17 protein-coding genes and 2 pseudogenes are annotated in these 18,965 nt (G+C 40.9%); 11 read left to right on the top strand and 8 right to left on the bottom strand.

Annotation, left to right across the window (positions count from 1 at the left end):
* Positions 1-59 precede the first annotated feature (59 nt).
* Positions 60-662 (bottom strand): TetR/AcrR family transcriptional regulator, encoded by a 603-nt coding sequence (locus tag MKY16_RS25730; RefSeq protein ID WP_340957754.1) that lies wholly within the window; start codon positions 660-662, stop codon positions 60-62.
* A 188-nt stretch (positions 663-850) separates the two neighbouring features.
* Between MKY16_RS25730 and MKY16_RS25725 the strand changes: the two genes are divergently transcribed.
* A complete protein-coding gene (locus MKY16_RS25725) occupies positions 851-2,056 on the top strand; it encodes an MFS transporter (RefSeq protein ID WP_340957753.1) in 1,206 nt (401 codons plus the stop codon).
* Positions 2,057-2,109: 53 nt separating this feature from the next.
* Here MKY16_RS25725 and MKY16_RS25720 read toward each other — a convergent pair whose 3' ends face one another.
* Together MKY16_RS25720 and MKY16_RS25715 are read right to left on the bottom strand one after the other, a co-directional pair.
* A complete protein-coding gene (locus MKY16_RS25720; protein ID WP_340957751.1) occupies positions 2,110-2,277 on the bottom strand; it encodes a hypothetical protein in 168 nt (55 codons plus the stop codon).
* Positions 2,278-2,536: 259 nt separating this feature from the next.
* Complete coding sequence (locus MKY16_RS25715) at positions 2,537-2,701, bottom strand: helix-turn-helix domain-containing protein (protein ID WP_340957805.1); 165 nt, start codon at positions 2,699-2,701, stop codon at positions 2,537-2,539.
* 167 nt (positions 2,702-2,868) lie between these two features.
* Between MKY16_RS25715 and MKY16_RS25710 the strand changes: the two genes are divergently transcribed.
* Positions 2,869-3,147, top strand: coding sequence for a DUF6809 family protein (locus MKY16_RS25710; protein ID WP_340957750.1), 279 nt, complete (start codon positions 2,869-2,871; stop codon positions 3,145-3,147).
* 89 nt (positions 3,148-3,236) lie between these two features.
* Here the strand turns inward: MKY16_RS25710 and MKY16_RS25705 are convergent, their stop codons facing one another.
* The gene (locus MKY16_RS25705; RefSeq protein WP_029515066.1) at positions 3,237-3,455 is read right to left on the bottom strand and encodes a helix-turn-helix domain-containing protein; all 219 of its coding nucleotides are present in this window, start codon (positions 3,453-3,455) and stop codon (positions 3,237-3,239) included.
* A gap of 559 nt (positions 3,456-4,014) precedes the next feature.
* On the opposite strand from MKY16_RS25705, the gene MKY16_RS25700 reads away from it, so the two are divergent.
* On the top strand, positions 4,015-4,590 hold the full coding sequence (locus MKY16_RS25700) for a hypothetical protein (protein ID WP_340957748.1): 576 nt from the start codon (positions 4,015-4,017) through the stop codon (positions 4,588-4,590).
* Positions 4,591-5,231: 641 nt separating this feature from the next.
* Here MKY16_RS25700 and MKY16_RS25695 read toward each other — a convergent pair.
* Positions 5,232-5,387, bottom strand: coding sequence for a hypothetical protein (locus tag MKY16_RS25695; RefSeq protein WP_230585206.1), 156 nt, complete (start codon positions 5,385-5,387; stop codon positions 5,232-5,234).
* A gap of 252 nt (positions 5,388-5,639) precedes the next feature.
* Between MKY16_RS25695 and MKY16_RS25690 the strand changes: the two genes are divergently transcribed.
* The 3 genes from MKY16_RS25690 (at position 5,640) to MKY16_RS25680 (ending at position 7,538) form a co-directional block, all read left to right on the top strand.
* Positions 5,640-6,872, top strand: a complete 1,233-nt coding sequence (locus MKY16_RS25690) for a WXG100 family type VII secretion target (protein WP_340957744.1) — start codon at positions 5,640-5,642, stop codon at positions 6,870-6,872.
* Positions 6,859-7,179 (top strand): hypothetical protein, encoded by a 321-nt coding sequence (locus tag MKY16_RS25685; RefSeq protein WP_237449070.1) that lies wholly within the window; start codon positions 6,859-6,861, stop codon positions 7,177-7,179. The genes MKY16_RS25690 and MKY16_RS25685 overlap by 14 nt, the downstream gene beginning before the upstream one ends.
* Before the next feature lie 83 nt (positions 7,180-7,262).
* Positions 7,263-7,538, top strand: a complete 276-nt coding sequence (locus MKY16_RS25680) for a hypothetical protein (protein WP_318628357.1) — start codon at positions 7,263-7,265, stop codon at positions 7,536-7,538.
* A 579-nt stretch (positions 7,539-8,117) separates the two neighbouring features.
* Here MKY16_RS25680 and MKY16_RS25675 read toward each other — a convergent pair.
* Positions 8,118-8,351, bottom strand: coding sequence for a hypothetical protein (locus MKY16_RS25675; RefSeq protein ID WP_340957743.1), 234 nt, complete (start codon positions 8,349-8,351; stop codon positions 8,118-8,120).
* Positions 8,352-8,854: 503 nt separating this feature from the next.
* On the opposite strand from MKY16_RS25675, the gene MKY16_RS25670 reads away from it, so the two are divergent.
* Together MKY16_RS25670 and MKY16_RS25665 are read left to right on the top strand one after the other, a co-directional pair.
* Positions 8,855-10,750 (top strand): carbohydrate-binding protein, encoded by a 1,896-nt coding sequence (locus MKY16_RS25670; RefSeq protein WP_340957741.1) that lies wholly within the window; start codon positions 8,855-8,857, stop codon positions 10,748-10,750.
* A gap of 67 nt (positions 10,751-10,817) precedes the next feature.
* Positions 10,818-12,845, top strand: a complete 2,028-nt coding sequence (locus MKY16_RS25665) for a beta-xylosidase family glycoside hydrolase (RefSeq protein ID WP_340885303.1) — start codon at positions 10,818-10,820, stop codon at positions 12,843-12,845.
* A gap of 335 nt (positions 12,846-13,180) precedes the next feature.
* Here MKY16_RS25665 and MKY16_RS25660 read toward each other — a convergent pair whose 3' ends face one another.
* A complete protein-coding gene (locus MKY16_RS25660) occupies positions 13,181-14,293 on the bottom strand; it encodes an alpha/beta fold hydrolase (protein WP_340957738.1) in 1,113 nt (370 codons plus the stop codon).
* 146 nt (positions 14,294-14,439) lie between these two features.
* Between MKY16_RS25660 and MKY16_RS25655 the strand changes: the two genes are divergently transcribed.
* Positions 14,440-15,015: a TetR/AcrR family transcriptional regulator gene (locus tag MKY16_RS25655; protein ID WP_069011159.1), complete on the top strand. Its 576-nt coding sequence runs from the start codon at positions 14,440-14,442 to the stop codon at positions 15,013-15,015.
* Positions 15,016-15,184: 169 nt separating this feature from the next.
* Here MKY16_RS25655 and MKY16_RS25650 read toward each other — a convergent pair.
* A pseudogene (locus MKY16_RS25650) lies at positions 15,185-15,573 on the bottom strand (MBL fold metallo-hydrolase); the annotation flags it as partial.
* Positions 15,574-15,990: 417 nt separating this feature from the next.
* On the opposite strand from MKY16_RS25650, the gene MKY16_RS25645 reads away from it, so the two are divergent.
* Positions 15,991-17,493 (top strand): alpha/beta hydrolase family protein, encoded by a 1,503-nt coding sequence (locus MKY16_RS25645; protein ID WP_340957736.1) that lies wholly within the window; start codon positions 15,991-15,993, stop codon positions 17,491-17,493.
* A 658-nt stretch (positions 17,494-18,151) separates the two neighbouring features.
* A pseudogene (locus tag MKY16_RS25640) lies at positions 18,152-18,931 on the top strand (glycoside hydrolase family 16 protein); the annotation flags it as partial.
* Between the last annotated feature and the right edge of the window lie 34 nt (positions 18,932-18,965).

Below are 18,965 nucleotides of genomic sequence, written 5' to 3'. Positions count from 1 at the left end.
ATTTGTATGCCCTTATTTTCATGAAGACTGGGCAAGTCTCAAGTCTCAAGTCTCAAGTCTCAGGCACAAGTATCCCAAAGCTCCATCAATTTAGTTATGGCTGTATCAATGTTGTCTAGGGACACACCATCTCTGGCTTCCGTAGATATACCTTCCAGAAAGGTAACGAATAGTGTGGTTAACATGCTAACATTTGTGGATTCTTGAAGTTCTCCATTCTTGGTAGCTCGCTCAATACGAGCATAGAACTTGTTCCTAGTCACTGCTCTTTGCCTGATCAATAGTTCTCGAATATGAGTGTTTTCTGGGGAACATGTATTTGCAGAGAATATGACTAAACAACCCAAGGGATGGGTCTGCTCAGTCTGCATGATTGCTGAACTTCTTAAGGCTAATTCAATAGCTGTGCGCGATGAAAGTGAATAGTTTGTAAGGCTTGTCGATACTTGTCCGTATGTAGCCAAATACCGGTCCAGCGCTTCTTTGAATAATGCGTCTTTTGATTCAAAAGCTGCATAAAAGCTGGCTGAGGAGATGCCGCCCATCGCCTTTTTGAGTTGAGCCAAAGAGGTTGATTCAAATCCATGCTCCCAAAACAACATCATAGCTTGGGAGATCGCTTCGTCGCGACAGAATTTACGTGGTCTTCCGGTTCTAACCATGGAGTCGCCTCCTTATATCTTGTACTTATATACTAATCGATCCAAAAGTAATTGACAAGACAGAGAGGTATCTTTAAAATGTGGATTGATCGATCCATAAGTAAAATAAAAGGAGAGCAAATCATTGGCATATATGCTTGATTTTTCGCTTGAACTTGTTTTGAAATTGATTTTAAGGAGCTGCGCTAATGTCCAGCAATAACTCTTCTACTACTGTAAAGATTGCTTCTTCCGCCTCCTCTGAGCGCTTTCCCTGGCTTGGTCTGCTTGCTTTGGCTATGACAGGATTCATCTGTATTATGACGGAAACGATTCCGGCTGGCTTGCTTCCGCAAATAAGCAAGGGACTTTATATTTCAGAGGCAATGGCGGGTCAACTGGTCACTGTCTATGCCATCGGTTCCCTAGTGGCTGCCATCCCTGTAGCTATAGTTACCCGCCAATGGCGGAGGCGTCCGCTGTTACTTCTGGCTATTTGCGGGTTCCTGGTTTTTAACAGTGTCACCGCGATTTCTTCCAGCTACATACTGACGCTGGCTGCCCGTCTACTGGCAGGAGTTTCGGCTGGAGTTCTATGGGGGATGATCGGCGGTTACGCTCTCCGCATGGTATCTGCTACATTGAAGGGGAGGGGGATGGCCGTTGCCATGGTTGGAACGCCGATCGCCTTGGCTATTGGTGTCCCAGCGGGGACGTTTCTGGGGAACCTTATGGGTTGGCGTTCTGTTTTTGGAATTATGTCACTACTGACAGTTATACTGATCGCGTGGGTGCTTTGGAAGGTGCCGGACTATCCGGGACAGTCCTCCGATAAGCAAGCTTCGATCTATGCAGTCTTCCTTACACCGGGGATTCGGCCCATACTATTGGTTGTACTGACCTGGATGACAGCCCATAATATTCTTTACACTTATATTGCTCCATTTCTTGCGGCCAATGGGATGGGGGAGAGAGTGGGGCTGGCGCTGGCTTTCTTTGGCATTGCTGCTCTCATAGGTATATGGATAACTGGCGTATTCATCGACCGTTGGCTGCGTAAGCTTGTTTTGATTAGTCTTATTTCCTTCGTCTTAATTTCTATTGCCATGAGCTTTAGCAACTCCAATGTCCTTATGATCTATATCATTGTTACGGTATGGGGTTTAACTTTCGGTGGCGCAGCAACGCTGTTGCAAACGGCGCTTGCTCAGGCTGCAGGGGAGAGCAAAGTGGATATGGTTATGCCGATTAACACGACCGTATGGAATCTGGCTATCGCTGGCGGTGGGATGGCTGGGGGTATTTTACTTGAAACTTTTGGTGCGGGATCATTTTCATGGGCGTTATTCATACTCTTATTCCTTGCGCTTCTCGTGGCTTGGGGTGGCAAAAAGTATTCGTTCCCTCCACAGTAATATGGTAATTAGTGAAGATTTTTTTAAAAATTTTCTTGTTATGACTTCTAACTTTAATGCACAGAAGATGCTGTCCCAAGGGCAGTTGCAATAAAATAAGGAGCATTGTTCAGGCCGATGTTGTCGACAGGGCAATGCTCTTTGTGTTTGCATTCAATCTTACTATAAAAATGAGGTGCAATACGCACCAGACTGGACAGCCTGTAGTTCGACTTCGCCATCCTCCAGAACTAGTAGCAACTGATGCTCTGTGTCTGCGAACGGCTTGTCGCCTAAGGGGAGTTGGGTATGTACATAGACTATACTATGATGGTCCTTCTTCGTTCCTTCGTAAAGCCAATAAAATGACCCATACTCTTGGTGTAAAACTGATTACGGAGGATGGGAAATCTACAATAAAAGAGAATTTTGCGTTGGTTGAAAAACATTTATTGAAACAATGCACAATTAGATTAAGCCTATATTTATTTCTTAGAAATGTTATCCCGCCGGGTAGGGCTTTATTTGTTTCGTTCTATTTAGTAAATAGTCTGTGCTTGTATGGTGGAAATTAGCTAGTCTAATTAAAATCTCCGTTGGAATGTCTATTTCCCCACGTTCATAATTGCTGTATATCCGCTGGCTACAATTCAGATAATCGGCCATTTGAGTTTGAGTCAATCCTTATCTTCACGTAAATCTCGAATCCGTTGATACATCATATTCACCTCGAACTAAGAATATCTTAGCGAAATAATCGCTATTGATTTTTAGCGAATAATTCGCTAAAATTAGTCAGAGGGTTAATAATACATATCATGAAGGAGTAGAACATGAGTATCTTGGAGAACTTTTATTACGGAAAATGTAACCCAAGTGAACGAATCAAATCGAAAGACACTGAGTTTGAACTGGTCTCTCAGAGAATAGCCGATGCTGAGGAAGCCCTCAAAACAAAATTGCCAGAACAAGATTACAAATTAATTGAAGAGCTTACGGATTTACAAGATGTTTTAATTTCCTTATTGTCCGCTTCGGCTTATATTGAGGGTTATAAAATTGGGGCACTAATAATGATTGAAGTATTTGACGGGAAAGAAGAGTTGAAATAGGTAGTTCAGAAGATTGTAGGGGGCGATTATAAAAAAATTTGAAAGGTAGCTCCTTTATGAGGAGTTACCTTTTTTATTTCTAAAAGTAGCTAGCCTGCGGGATAAGGTTTTTTTTGTTTCGTTCTGTTTAACAAGTAGTCTGTGCTTGTGTTATGGAAATCAGCTAGTTTGATTAGAATCCTTGTAGGAATATCAACATCGCCGCGTTCGTAATTGCTATAAATTCGTTGACTGCAATTCAAATATTCAGCCATTTGGGATTGAGTCAAATCTCTATCTTCACGCAAATCTCGGATCCTTTGGTACATCTTCTCACCTCCAAACCTAGAATATCCCAGCGAAATAATCGCTATTTATTTTTAGCGAATATTTCGCTATTTAGTCAGAGGATTTCATTTAGGTTTAGAGCATGAAGGGAACAAACGTATGTGCATCCATTTATTGTTTGAAGTATATGATTTTGAGACTCAATATTTTTACCAAATATGCGCACCCACCGTTTCTTACTGCGCTTGCTTCTGTAGACATGATTTATGTTCCCTAATTTGGTTTGTTGAAAAATCAAAAGGCCGGCACATTGGCCGACCTGGTTCACCGAGGCTCGAAAGCGGCGGGGTGTTCCTTATTTAATTTAGCATGATATAAATATATCATGCTAAAAGTCTAACGAACGGCCATCATTCGTCAAAAGTTATTTAATAAACAGTCTCTTTTCACAGGTTATAATAACCATTTATTGTCCAAATACTATGAATAGATATTATTACAGGAAAAAACAACTACTATATCCCTCTATTTTACAAGTATATATAATTCATGTTAGTATATTGATGAAAATACCAAATATATGAAGAGAGAATTGATTTTATGCAAAAGTTTAAGCAATTGGGTATCGCGTCATTATCAGCTCTTATGTTATCATCGTTTACACTTCCTGCTTTCGCTAATGCTCAAGCTGTAAACAACGTAGAATCTTCTATAACTTCAGAGACTAAGATAGACTTGGAAAATGGAATTGTTGATGAAAGAGTAGAGCAAGAATTAAGACAAGTTGATTATGATGACCTTTTCAAAACTGTAGGCACTAATCTTGGAATGGTCGATACTCAACGTCCATCTGGGGAAGTAAGTACACAAGGCTGGAGATCAAAGTTCGCAAAGGAAGTAGCGTTAGAATTAATTTCTAAACTGAAAAATATTGGATCACGTGCTTGGAATGAACAGATAAAAATTTATGTAGATAAGATACCACTTTTGACCGACGGTGCAAAAGAAACTTTGAGATATTATCTTGGTTATCAAGTAATAATGCAAGCTTTGGATATCATGGTAGATTTCACAGGCACAGCAGAGGACGGTCTTGCTTACGCCTTAAAATATGTTGGGTTGCCTGCGTGGTTGGCCGAACCCGCATCCAGAGCTATTGTCTTCTTCTTGCTGTAAAATCGGAAAAAAGGGGGACTAAACGTGTACATACTCGCATTGATTATACTTATTACTACAGGTTTGGTATCCATAGCTGATATTTTGTTTGATATAAAAGATTCCGGTGAAGGAATCAGGTTGATGGTTAAAACTTCACAGGCTCTATTCTTTTTATCATTGTTGTTTTTTACAGTAAAAAGCGGTACCAAGAAAAGAGACTGAACTCGTCACACACAGAAAAAGGGTGGAGTTGATAAACTATATCAACTCCACCCTTTTTAGTTATTCGTCGTACGTGTTGATATAACCACTGCTTCTATTGGCTTAGCAAACAACTTCACTTCCATTGTTTGTTTGTTATTTAATCACTTCCAGTCTCAATGCAGCAGCTAAAATACTCAATACCTCGATCTTGATCCTCCTAAACGTGCCCTCGCTAATCCCCATTTCCCCGCAACTAATGTAATCAAACTCTCCTCATCATCCAAATAACTGCGCTGGATAACCTCTCGTTGTATACTGGACAATTTGCTCATTGCAAGCTCCAGCAGCCGATCTTTAGCCTGAAGCTTTGCCTCCCTGTTCACGTTGTATGTGGCGATGTTCTCCGTTTGCTTGGATATTTCATTTGTCGATTGATGCTCTCTATATGAATACGCCTAAGTAATTGCTGCTTCCCGACGTACAAAGCCAATCTGACGATTCTGACGAACTGTTTCCAAATATTCCTCCACCGCAAGGCTGGTTGCTTTTTCGTCGACTAAGTCCTCCTGGTAACCATATTCCAATAAAAATTTTCGATAACCCTTAGTCATAGCGTGCTGCTCCTTAGGGAGATTACCTTGATGTAAATTGACTAAAATAAGATATATATTTCGAATATTCTGCTGAAGATGAGGCATTAGAAAGGTACTTCTTTATAATGAGGAGGAGCTGTATTTAATAAATATAAGTCAGAGGTCGTAGGGATTAAGTCTTCTAATTCATATAACAATTAGTAATAAAGATGGTTTTCCATAAATTTGAATAATGTTATTATGCCTTAATGAACTCAACCGAGGTAAATTATGACAACAATTAAAGTGACACCTGAACAACTTATAACTGTCTCTAAGAAATTTGAGCTTGCGCAGCAAACGGCGATGCAAATGAATAGTCAGTTATCGCAGCAAATTTCGTTTATGGAACGATTTTGGGAGGAGATAACAAAGGAGCAATTCTATTATAGTTTCCAAACATCTCAGAAGAATATGGCTGACTTTGTTACACTAACAGATTCGATTGCTAGAGAACTACGGCAGCATGCAAATAAATTTAGATTAGCAGATATGATGGAGGATGGGAATCTAGACCCAGGTTGCTTGCCACCTCCACCGAATACTTGCGCAGTTCCTGTTGCAGATACACGAAATGCGCTCCAGAAATCGGCGGATAGCTTAACGGAGCTTGGTCAGGATTTTGTAGCAGCTAATTCAGAACGATATGAGAAAAAATTTGATTCAGTATGGAGCTTCCTAGATTATATGTCGTACGGCATTCCGAAGGGAATGTATCAAGGGTACATGGAACGGGCAGCTAAACAAAACGATTCATGGAATGATATGCTCAATTTCGGTACATTTGGTGTAACGGGCATGATTCAGGGAGCATTTAATCCCACAAATGCATGGTCAAAAGAACACTGGGCTAATATGATCGGTACAGCAGGATTATTTGGAGGAGTTAGTTCAGTAATCAAACCTAAGATTAGTTTGAAATCATCGGTTAAGTATGAGGGCGCAGTGGACTTACGACAAATTTCTTCGGACGGTTTGCGTAATGAATTGCCATTAACAGATGTCCAGAAAACGGAGATTATTCAGTATACTAAATCGTTGGATTTTCCCGAAGATAATATAATAATGAGTAGACCTGGTTTTTATGATGAGTGGAATACAGGTATGATGTACGATAGATTTATTATAAATACAGATGTATTACCAGCAGAGCATACAGGAGTTGGAACCTTAAGTGCTAACTCACGTGTGTCAGCCAAGGCAACGATTGCACATGAAATTGTGGGACACTATGAGGCATATAAGGCAGGGAGAGCATTTGAATTATATGATGTTGCTCCAGATGCATTTAAAAGAAATTTTGCTCTAGATGAAGCCCAAGCTAGTATAAGAGCTGCAAGGTTCGCTCCCGATTTAACATCAATAGAAAGGATGACGCTACTGAGGGATGCCATAACCCGATTAAAAAGTGCTGATTTGCGTATAGGTGATGTTAAGGGAGAACTTTATATTGAAGAACGATAAAGGGGTAACGTTTAAAATGGAAAAAATAATGGATGTTAGTTTAACTTTTGAGTCAAAAGATGAAGGTACAATTATAGTAGGAACAAACAAAGGATTAGACCATTTAACCTACCCAGAAATAAAAAAAATCATAGGTGATAAAATTCTTATTAAAAATGCAAATCAAATTGAGACGGTATTAAGCGTTAGCTCTGTTCAAATTTCAACTTCAATGGCTGAAAGGAAAAATATTGGAATATGCATTGGCAAGTTAGCATCTCCTGATCTTGTTCAAGTTGGGGCAAGTATTTACAGTTTGGAACATTAATTAATATCAGTTTAAAGGTGGAATAAAATGAATATATTAAAAAAATTGAAGAAGGAAAATGTTCAATAGATGAGTTAGAAAATTTGCTAGAAGAAAAGAACCCCATAGTTTTATATCATGCAATGACACATATCGGAAAAGAAGGTATTCGTACAGAGGAAATATTTAAAAAATTAAATGGATTATCTTTAAAAAGGGAACATCAAGATAAGCTGATAGGTCATTATAAAGTAGGAGACTTAGCAATAGCTACTATGATAAAACTTGGAGAAAAAGAAGATGAGATGACTGGGTTTAAGATATTAGACGAATTTGAAAAAAAGATGGTTTTCCGTTTATGTGAAGAAATCGAATGGTAATGCCTCCTGTTCGTCTGAATGCACTTAATTCAAAACTTATTTCACCTCGAACCATGAGGAGAAATAAGTTTTTTTCATATCTAATGGAGGTGGACCAAATGAATAGAATACTTATTCAAGCTGTAGAGCGTTTGTATTCAATTCATTTTTGAAAGTTTAGGTGTGTTGTTGAGGTCCAGAAGGCAAAAAGCAAACATCGTAGGTTTAGACAGGTAAAGACAATCGTTATCGATGCTAGTGCGCTTGGACTCCGTAACAATCCGTTTAATATTAAACCCAATTTCATTGAACACCTAAATATCCTTGATCTAAAAATGTTAGTGAAAACAGTTTGGCTTGGATCGTTGAATATGGTTACTGTTACGCATATCCGCGACTAAAAGAAAAGGATCGGGCATTAATGAGAGGGGATAAATGTTATTTATAGATTGAAGTTTGAATTGTAAGATAACTCATGATTGATGGCTATTCTGGTTAGAACTAGTCGCATAAAATGGCATGAATATAAGCTTCGCAACAGCCTGGAATTATTAGCATACTCCACAAGTTGCAAAGCTGTCGCCCAATTTGAACGGTCTGTTAAAGGACAGAAGCCGACACTTCTTGTTGTCGATCTTCGCATTTCCCCCCGGCAACGATTAGAATCGCATGCTTTGCTCTCCCCGGAAGGATAAAGCCTTGGCGAACCATGCAGGAATGATGCCCAATAGTATCGACCACTTGTTCCAAAGTGGCGTTTATGGTATTATATTCCTGGATATCGTTTTCCCGACTGTTTAGCCTAAAATTCGCTTCAACGCTTACTAACGACATAATATTCCTTTGTAATTGTGTAAAAGCTTTCAAGTTCAACTCTAAAGTTAAAGTTTTCAATCGGTACGTGTAATGAAAAAGAAGGGAGGGGAATTTGGGAATACGATCGGTAGTTCGTTAATATACAGGGTTGCCTATGAACCAGACACTATATTTGAGCACCTTGAACTTTGGGGATTGACATTTGTGCACAAACAGCTCGAAGAGCACCATCTTGCATGAAGACGACTGTTATGGCTTGCCATCGGTGAATTAAGGCGCTGATTTATTGGGCGAAAATAAAAATGATGAACTGGCTAATTCGGCTTGATTCGAGTCTCCACCGTAAAATGAAAGCGGTTACAAATTTAGAGGGGAGGCTATAATATCTGCTGAAAATGTTACAAGTCCAAGTTTCGGAGCACCAACCTTCAAATAGGATACAAAATTACTAATTAAATCTATGCATAGGCAATTTGTAAACTTTTAATAGACATAATATATAAAAATGGAGGAATATGTTTATGATTAAAAAATTTTCGGTGTTTTTATTAGCTTTTACATTATTGCTGAGTTGTTTACCAATGGTACCTGTACATGCTGCTAACAATGCAATTGCAAAGCTTCCAGGGAATTCGAATCCTCTTATGGACCATAAATTGGGCGCTGATCCCTATGCGTTGGTCTATGATGGAAGAGTCTATATCTATATGTCCAGTGATACGTATGTGTATAACAATGACGGCTCGATTAAAGACAATGACTTCAGCGGACTGGATCGCATCCAGGTCATCTCTTCCGCGGACATGGTGAACTGGACGGATCACGGTGCCATTCCGGTTGCCGGTGCGAACAACAAGAACAACGGCAGAGGCATTGCCAAGTGGGCCGGCAACTCCTGGGCTCCGGCCATTGCGCAAAAAAAAATCAATGGCAAAGATAAATTCTTTCTCTATTTTGCCAATGGTGGAGCCGGCATTGGCGTTCTGACCGCAGACACGCCGATCGGCCCTTGGACAGACCCCCTGGGCAGAGCTCTTGTGACACATAATACGCCGGGAATGGCTGGTGTAACCTGGCTTTTTGATCCGGCTGTGCTGGTGGATGATGATGGCACAGGGTACTTGTATAGCGGCGGCGGCATTCCGAACGAATCCGATCCGGCCTCCATTGCGAATCCGAAAACTGCCAGAGTCATCAAATTGGGCGCAGATATGACCAGCGTTATTGGGAGCGCTACCACCATTGATGCCCCGTACCTGTTTGAAGATTCGGGCCTTCATAAGTATAACGGAAAGTACTACTATTCCTACTGTATCAACTTTGCCGGGACACACCCGCCACAGTACCCTGCAGGTGAAATTGGCTACATGGTCAGCGACAGCCCGATGGGTCCCTTTACTTATAAAGGGCATTTCCTGAAAAATCCGTATACGTTCTTCGGTGTGGGCGGCAACAACCATCACGCTGTATTTAACTTTAAGAATGAATGGTATGTGGTGTACCATGCCCAGACGGTCAGCAAGGCTCAAATTGGAGCTGGGAAAGGCTATCGCTCCCCGCATATTAATAAGCTGACGCATAATGGAGATGGAAGTATCGCTGAAGTGCAGGGGAATATGACAGGAATCGCTCAGTTCTCCAATCTGAATCCGTATACCAGAGTGGAAGCAGAGTCCATGGCGTGGCAAGCGGGAGTCACAACCGAGCCTACTCAAGCCAGCGGCGGTCCCATTAGTAATCTGAATGTGACAAACGTACACAATGGAGATTGGATCGCTGTAGGAAATGCCGACTTTGGTAGCGGTGGAGCCAAGAGGTTTAAAGCAAACATAGCGTCCAATGCAGGCGGTAAAATAGAAATACGTCTGGACAGTGCAACGGGTCCTCTGGTTGGAACTCTTAATGTCAGTTCTACTGGAGGAACACAGACCTGGAAGGAAGTCGAAACCACTGTAAGCAATGCAACAGGAGTCCACAAGGTTTTCTTAGTGTTTACCGGAACAGGGACTGGTAACTTATTTAATATTGATTACTGGCAGTTTACACCCAATACTACTGGAACAAGGGTTGAAGCTGAGGATATGACTCTCGGTGGGACTTACGCTGGGAAGATCAGTTCTCCTTTCAATGGGGTCGCTTTATACGCCAATGATGATTATAGTGCATACACTCAGTATTTTGCCAACTCTACTCATAGTATTTCAGTCAGGGGTGCTTCGAATAACTCCAGTACCGCCAGAGTAGACTTGCAAATAGGAGGAACCACAGTTGGCTCCTTTTATTTTACGGGAACTACGCCGACGGTCCAAACCTTGTCTAATATCACCCATGTAACCGGAAATCAAGAGGTCAGACTGATCGTAACCACCGATAACGGTACTTGGGATGCCTATGTGGATTATTTACAATTTAATTAACTAAAACTAAAAGCTTTTGAACCTATCAAAGATTAGGGGCGATTCTAATATGTATAGGAGGATAAGTGTGCTTTTATTAGTTTTACCATTATTCATGAGTATGATGTCCAATACTTCTGTATTTGCAGCTACTACTTTTACAAACCCGTTTATACATGCTGATTCTCCAGACAACGATGTTATCAGGGTAGGTAATACTTTTTATATGACTAGCACGACCATGCACATGAATCCTGGAGTTCCGATCATGAAATCTTATGATCTCGTCAATTGGGAAATCGTAAATTATGTTTACGATACGTATGCCAACAATGACGCACAAAATCTTAACAACGGGCAGAACGAATATGGAAAAGGCTCGTGGGCAAGCAGCCTTAGATATTATAACGGCATCTACTATGTGTCCTTTGGCTCCAATTCTACCGGCAAAACATACATCTATCAAACCAGCAATATAGAAACTGGTCCATGGACATCATCAGTGCTTGACAACTATTATCATGACGCATCGCTGCTGTTTGATAATGGACGTGTATTCTTGGTTTATGGCAGTGATAATATCAGCATTATTGAGCTTACTGCAGATGCAAAGGCTATCAAGCCAGGGGGACTTAATCAGGTGATTATTTCCGCTGCCAGTAATATTGCCGGTTCCAGCTTCATAGTCAAGGCTGAAGGCGCGCACATACAAAAGATCAAGGGAATGTACTATATATTTCTTATATGCTGGCCATCGGGAGGCAACCGCACACAATTAACCTATCGTGCAAGTAGCTTGACAGGACCCTATACAGGTCAGGTGTCATTGAATGATTCAGGTATTGCACAGGGGGGAATTGTTGATACTCCTTCTGGCTCCTGGTATGCTATGCTGTTTAAAGACAGCGGAGCAATTGGACGTATGCCGTATCTTGTTCCGGTTACATGGTTAAATAATTGGCCGGTATTCGGTGTTAACGGTAAGGTTCCTCTTACGATGGATGTTCCTGTTGAAGGTTATCCCGAAAAGAAGGTCTATGCGTCTGATGAGTTTTCATCTTCTCAAGCCTCCAGTCAGCTTATTGCAAACGGTGGATTTGAAAATGCCACCATAAGCCCGTGGACGAATAATAACACTGCATTTGTTGCAGCAACCACTACAGACTATTACATCGGCTCAAAAAGCTTGTTTGTCAGCGGTAGACAACAAACAGCTGCTGGTCCAAGACAAGTAATTACCGGAAAAGTAACAGCCGGCGGAATGTATAATTTTTCTGCAAAGGTTAAATACACTGAAGGTCCTGCCACTAAGCAATTTAATTTTGGTATTCAGAATGGTCCAAGTTACACAGGTATATCGATTCTTGGGTCCACCACGCTAACCAAGGGCCAATGGGGCACAATTCAAGGAACATATACACTTCCGGCAGATGCCGACCTCTCACAAACGTTTATTTTCATTGAGACACCCTACAGTTCAACCCCAGACCCAACAAGTGATTTGATGAATTTCTATGTGGACGATGTTTCGTTTACAGGAACCTCGTCTTCTGAAGCGACTCTTAAAAAGGAGTGGCAATGGAACCACAATCCTGACAATACTCATTGGTCCCTTACACAGCGTCCTGGATTTATGAGAATGACTACAGGGAAAGTGAGTAAAAGTATTCTGGATGCCAGAAATACGCTTACCCAAAGGACATTTGGACCGAAAAGTACAGGAATCATTGCAATGGAAACAAGCGGGATGAAGGACGGAGACTATTCCGGTCTTGCAGCTTTTCAGGCTAATTATGGATTTGTAGGCATAAAGATGAACGGGACCTCCAAATCCATTGTTATGGTGAATGCCAGCTCTGGAGCAATGACTGAAGTGGCAAGTGTCCCTTTCACCCAGAACAGAGTATATCTTAAGCTTATATGTGATTTTACAAATCAGATGGATAAAGCATATTTCTACTACAGTCTTAACGGCACAAATTGGACGGCTATAGGCAACACACTTCCGATGTCATATACAATCCCTCACTTTATGGGATACCGTTTTGCTTTGTTCAATTATGCTACTAAATCAACGGGTGGTTTTGTTGATTTTGATTATTTAAACTTGCAGTGACAAACAAGAGGGTTTGAAGCTGTGGACTTAACTCCCTGGATCTATCAGATGTTAAATAATGGAAATTAAGGGCCGATAGACATCTAAGTTCGTTTCTTGCGCTCCTTCAAGGTTCTTCGGTTCGAAAATCTAACCATGCTAGGCCGCATGAATTGAAAAGCTCAGAGGAAATTACGGACTTCTCCATTGAGATAACAGGGGGAAATGAATGGACTAAACCGACTCCATAATTGGAGTCGGTTTTTACTTGCCAATGGGATAACAACGATTGAAGCTATGGAACTACGATTTTTTGATGGGCATGTTGCGTATAAAAAAATATATATTTACAGTTGTTATAGGAACTTATTCATTTCATTAAATGCTAACTCCCTGTGACCTGCTTGGCAGTGTTGCTCGCCACCTGTTTCTTTAGTAAATACTTTGGTTGTAATGGACGCAGCATTGATTAATTCTTGTTGGATTTGTGCGAGTCGGCTAATAGGTACGTATTGATCATCTTCTCCAGCTAGTAAAAGAACATCTTGATTAATGAATGCCCCAATGCCGTGCATCGTGTGCTTTTCGAAATTTTTAATGAGATCAAAAGGCGTTGCTTCACCGGTGTTTTCCATCCCTTTGGTAATCTTCCAATGCAAATCAATATTGTGAGTCATCATCTGTTCGAATAATGAATTCACTTGATCTACTTCATTACGTTCGACTAGCTGCACTATGCTTTGGTAAGTTTCTTCTGGCATTCCCATTTTTAAGGCATCTAAACCACAATAGAAAATGTTAAAAGCAACTACTTTATCGATTCTCTTTTCGAAGGCTGCCGCACGCATAGCTAAATATCCTCCCCAAGAAGCACCTACGAGACTTGCACGATCTAGTTTGAAATAATCAATCACCGTTGATATGGGCTTTTCCCAGTTGTGAATGAATTTTAGGCCGTTTTTTAATGCAGTTCCTTGGCCTGGACCATCAAATACAATAATATTGTAATTAATTCCCTTCATGAATTTCATCATTTTAAGCATCTCTTCCATGTAAGAATCATACCCACCAAAGACAAGTAATGTTTTCGTAGCTCCAGGCGTCAACAATTTTACAGCAGGAAGATAGGAATCTTCATATGGAATTTGGTAGGATTCATAATCAAAATCATGAAAGCCTTTATAGAAGGTATCTCTATATTTTCGATACATTTTTTCTTTATTGGGGTCTGTGGTTGCAAGATAAAATTCTGCAGCTTGATAGTAGACTGAGGCTAAGTCATAGTCCTTGCTGTCTTCGCGTTCCCTTGCAAAATTGAGCCAAGCTTCATACCAGCTATGGGTGTCTTTTAATTTCGGAATCATTTTTTCTAAGTCAGCTTGTGCTCGATCATCTTCTTGATAATAATCATTGATAAAACGATTAATTTGAAGATTGAACTGTTCGTTATGGACATAGGATTTAAACATATATTGTCCTCCTTCAATTTGGGTATGTGCTTACTATAGAGTATAGTTACTACATAAAAAATAATTAGTATCGCATAATCTGTAAGATATCTTACACGGTATATATGAAGTGTTCGAAAACTTACACATAAGGAGCAAGTGGTTAAATGAATGAAGATATCAGAATTTATAAAACAAAAATAGCTATTGAGCGAGCTTTCATTGAATTACTCCAACAACATGATTTTAAAGATATTACGATCAAAAAAATTTGTGATCAATCCCTTATCGGACGTTCTACGTTTTATAGTCATTATTTGGATAAGTACGACTTGCTAGAAAAGATAGTTAAACAGTATGCTTCTGATTTTAAAGTTGAAATTGAGCAGCGTTTTGATTCCATGGAAGATGGCAAGGTGGCAAACGCCATAGAACTTGTAACCGATCAAATGATTAAAAATAAGATGGAAATTTCAACATTGTTAACCGTTCATGAAATATCCGCCGATTTACGTAAAGAATTTGAACAAATTTTGTTTCGGACTTGTTTAGATTATTTAAAGCAACAGAATTCTTCAACTTCGATCGCATTGGAGTATTTAGCTGAACTATATGCTGCTAACTCAATGACGTCTATTCAGTGGGTTTTGAAAAATGGCAAAGATACTAACATCATTCTTCTTTTAGATCAAATGCAAGAATACATTTTTAATCAGTTAAAGTCTGATCTATATACAAGTTAGCACGCGTGGAGTGATGTTTTTATGACTGATAAATCATCAATGGGTTGCAGAAATAAACTTTAAAGAAGGGGTTGAAGGGAGGAAACAGTAGGAGAATTGAAGCACTGGTTCAATTCTTCTACGCTAACAACATCGTTTCACGAAAAGGTAGCTTGCTGGAACTTTAACTTTATAATCCTTGGGTAAGTCCTAATATCTGATCATTCACATGTACATTACTTAATACCCCGTGATAACAAACTACGGATGCAATGTCGAGATCTAATGAGAGACGAGCTGCACCCATATCCGGTGTGGTCGGGACATGAATCCCCCACCAGAATCCCGTTTACACTGTACATCGAATCCCCGGCAATAAGAGTCTTACTTTGCCTTTCGAGGGATCTCAAGGTGACTATCTTTTAAAAGGGGGATATCCCCCTGAATATACGGCTTATCTAGTTCGTGTGCATAGACTTTGATATGATTGCCACACTCCTGCAAAATCTCAGGAAGACTTCCTATAAGATCCACATCTTGATGCGTCAAAATCACAGCTTTTAGTTTGTCGAACGACACGTCTTAGCTGAAGCATTTTCTACTTCCTGTGAAATTTCCATAATATCGGACTTCACGAACACGAATTTTTGTCACATTGCCGTGAACTGCATCACGTACATATTCCGTATATTGTGTTTGAGTCGCAGAAATTGGTTTCGAGCCACCAACAAGTAAATGCGACGTTGCATCATGTTGGTACACCCAACACGTCAACAGCGCTTGTGATACTACCATAGTCGTTATAAGTCTGTGATGTATTAACCACATACTTATTGGTATTTCCTGATTCATCCTTGGTTTTACGAGTCTTCCAATACCGCAAGATCGAATTACAAAATTGTTAGGTTGATGTAAGGCAAATCGATAGCTTAGGCCAGCCTGGCTGGATAAGATTAGAACAAACGAAAATAGAAATTTTTTGAAAGGAGAATCGAGATGAGGCTGTTTGAACTGTTGCTTTTATTGTCAAACATCGGCTTATTTGTATTAACCGTACAATTAAAAAAAGGACGGCGTAGAATTCCAGTATTCGTTGCAAGCGGGATTGCCACACTTTTACTGGTCATTCATTGGACGGTGGAAGGATACAGAGTTCAGCTATTATTCCCATATTGCATAACGATCATTTTTTTAGCCATTTCAAGTTATAGCTATTTTAAAAAAAACGGTCCCAAAAAAATCCCACGATTCATGTTGGGTTCAGCTTATACCGCTATAGCAATAATGCTGGTCGCAACAGCGGGTCTCATGTATGCTTTTCCTGTATTTAAACTACCTGAACCGACAGGCGAATTTAAGGTAGGAACGCAAACTTTTCATTTCGTGGATACAAATAGGGAAGAGATTTTCGACGAAGCCAGAGAGGGTAAGAGAGAATTGATGGTTCAGGTCTGGTATCCGGCTCAAGCTAGCACCGGCAAGTACGCTCCCTTTATTCCCGATACCCAGATTTTACGTTATATGGCCGCGAACTATGGCCTTCCCGAGTTTACGTTTCAACACCTGAAGTACGTATCCAGTCATGCTTATTCGGGGGCCGAAGTCTCTTCGGCACAGACTTCATACCCGCTGATCCTTGCGAATCCCGGCAACGGCTCTTCCAGGTTTCTTCACACGTCGCAAGCCGAAAATCTCGCGAGTCATGGATATATCGTGGCAGTGATCGACCATACCTACAATACATTTGCAACCGAGTTTCCGGACGGGCGAATCACGACCAGCACAACCAACGACTTATTCTCGCCCGACCATGATTACCAGACGAGTAGAGGAAATCGCGACAAGTTGGGAAAAGTTTTAACCGGCGATGTGGCGTTTGCGTTGGACCAATTCGAGCTCATCCAATCGGGGTTGATTCCAAGTCATCTAAAAGGGAGGATTGATCTCGGTCATGTCGGGACGTTCGGTCATTCCATCGGCGGAGCGACGGCCTATGACGCTTCTTATGATCCGCGAATCACGGCTGGAATAGACCTTGATGGAGGGCTTTATCGACTGCGTGACAGAGAGGGTCTACGAAAGCCGTTTTTGTTCATCAACTCGGAAAGCTATTTCGAAAAATTGAAAATGGTGATGGATAACCGGGTCTACACGGATGCAGAGCTTAACCGTATGGAATCAACAAGAGAGTGGGAGGATCAAGTAACGGAAGATAAAAAGTTGGAGCTTGAACGGATGCGCGAAACGGTCGACGAAGGAGGACAAGTCCTCTATATCGAAAATACGGAGCATTTGAATTTTACCGACGTACAGTTCATTTCTCCGATTTTCAAAATGCTGGGCATTACAGGAAAGATTGCGCCCGAAAGAGCGAACTCCGTTATCAATGCCTATATGCTGGATTTCTTCGATAGGTATCTGAAAAATCAAGGCGGAATCTTAATGAAAGGACCGGATAACCGCTTTCCGGAGGTGAAGTTCGTAACCTCGCTATTATAAATTACGGAACAGAGTACCGATTTTGATATGCTCCCCTTCAAGTAGACAGGTTTAATAAATAAACCGCTGCTTGAAGGGGAGTTTTATTTTGTCTAAGAAAAACGAATACAATGCGATTGAGAAACTAGCCATCATACAGGAGTTAAAAGCAGGACAGAGCAGCCGTGTGGAAGTAGCAAAAAAACATAACACAGCGTTACCACCTTAGTGAAGTGGCGACATCGCTATGAGTTGTACGGAATTGAGGGGGAAGGTTTCCTCCGGATAAGAAGATTTGTGGATGCTCGCCGCCACGTGTCTTCTGGTAATCGTAGATGACCGCCAGCGCTACACCGTGTCCGGTGCGATACGTGCTACTACGTTTGTTTTAATGGCAGTTAAATTTCTTATTGATTTATAAAGACCGGCTTTATCTATATGAGAAAGTTATTTTTAAGAAAAAACCTTAAATATAGGTTGAATATGTATTTTGTTTCCATTATACTCCTGCTTGAGCGGTATACCTTTTCAATCGTCTATCTACGATTCTAATTTATGAGCTGTCCAAGAAGAAAAATATAAAGAGAGGTGATTCCCGTTTCAATCGTCAATACCGCTTGAAGGCTTATTTTCCTGAAGTGTCTAAGAACTTGGATTATTATTATTGAGGAGGGAACTAATGCTAAGAAAAGGATTATGTGCGGTTGCGCTGCTCAGTCTCCTAACCGTTCTGCTTCCAGCAATGCATACAAGCGCAGCACCGAACTCGAATCTTGTGTGGAGCGACGAATTTAATGGAACTTCGTTAAACCGGTCCAATTGGACCCCTGAAATCGGTACCGGAAGCGGCGGATGGGGAAACAATGAACTGCAGTACTATACCAACCGTACGCAGAATTTGCAGGTTACCGGAGGCAATCTGGTGATTACGGCACAAAAAGAAGCTTACGGCGGAATGAATTACACCTCTGCCCGGATCAAAACTCAAGACTTGAAAAAATTTACTTATGGGAAAGTAGAAGCGCGCATCAAGTTACCGTCCGGTCAGGGGATATGGCCAGCTTTCTGGATGTTAGGCAGCAACATCAGCTCGGTAGGTTGGCCGAAATGCGGAGAAATCGACATTATGGAACGTGTAAACAACAATCCTTCTGTGAACGGTACTGTGCATTGGGATGCGGGAGGCCACGCTGACTTTGGGCGGGTATCGGGCAATCTGGATTTTTCCCAATACCATGTGTATAGCATCGAGTGGGACTCCAGGTATATCCGCTGGTTTGTCGACGGACAGCAGTTCAATGAATTTTATATAGAGAACGGAACCGGGAACACCGAAGAATTTCAGCAGCCGTTCTTTATTCTCCTGAACCTAGCGGTCGGCGGAAACTGGCCTGGTGCTCCCAATAACTCGACGCAGTTCCCGTCCCAAATGCTAGTCGATTACGTGCGTGTCTATCAATAAAGTGTGGGTATTAGATACAATTCATATGAAC

It is taken from the genome of Paenibacillus sp. FSL L8-0641, from assembly GCF_038006265.1.
In the GTDB taxonomy this organism is placed as follows: Bacteria; Bacillota; Bacilli; order Paenibacillales; family Paenibacillaceae; genus Paenibacillus; species Paenibacillus polymyxa_D.
The sequence above is the reverse complement of the archived record's forward strand: the minus strand, read 5'-3'. Positions and strand labels throughout refer to the sequence as shown.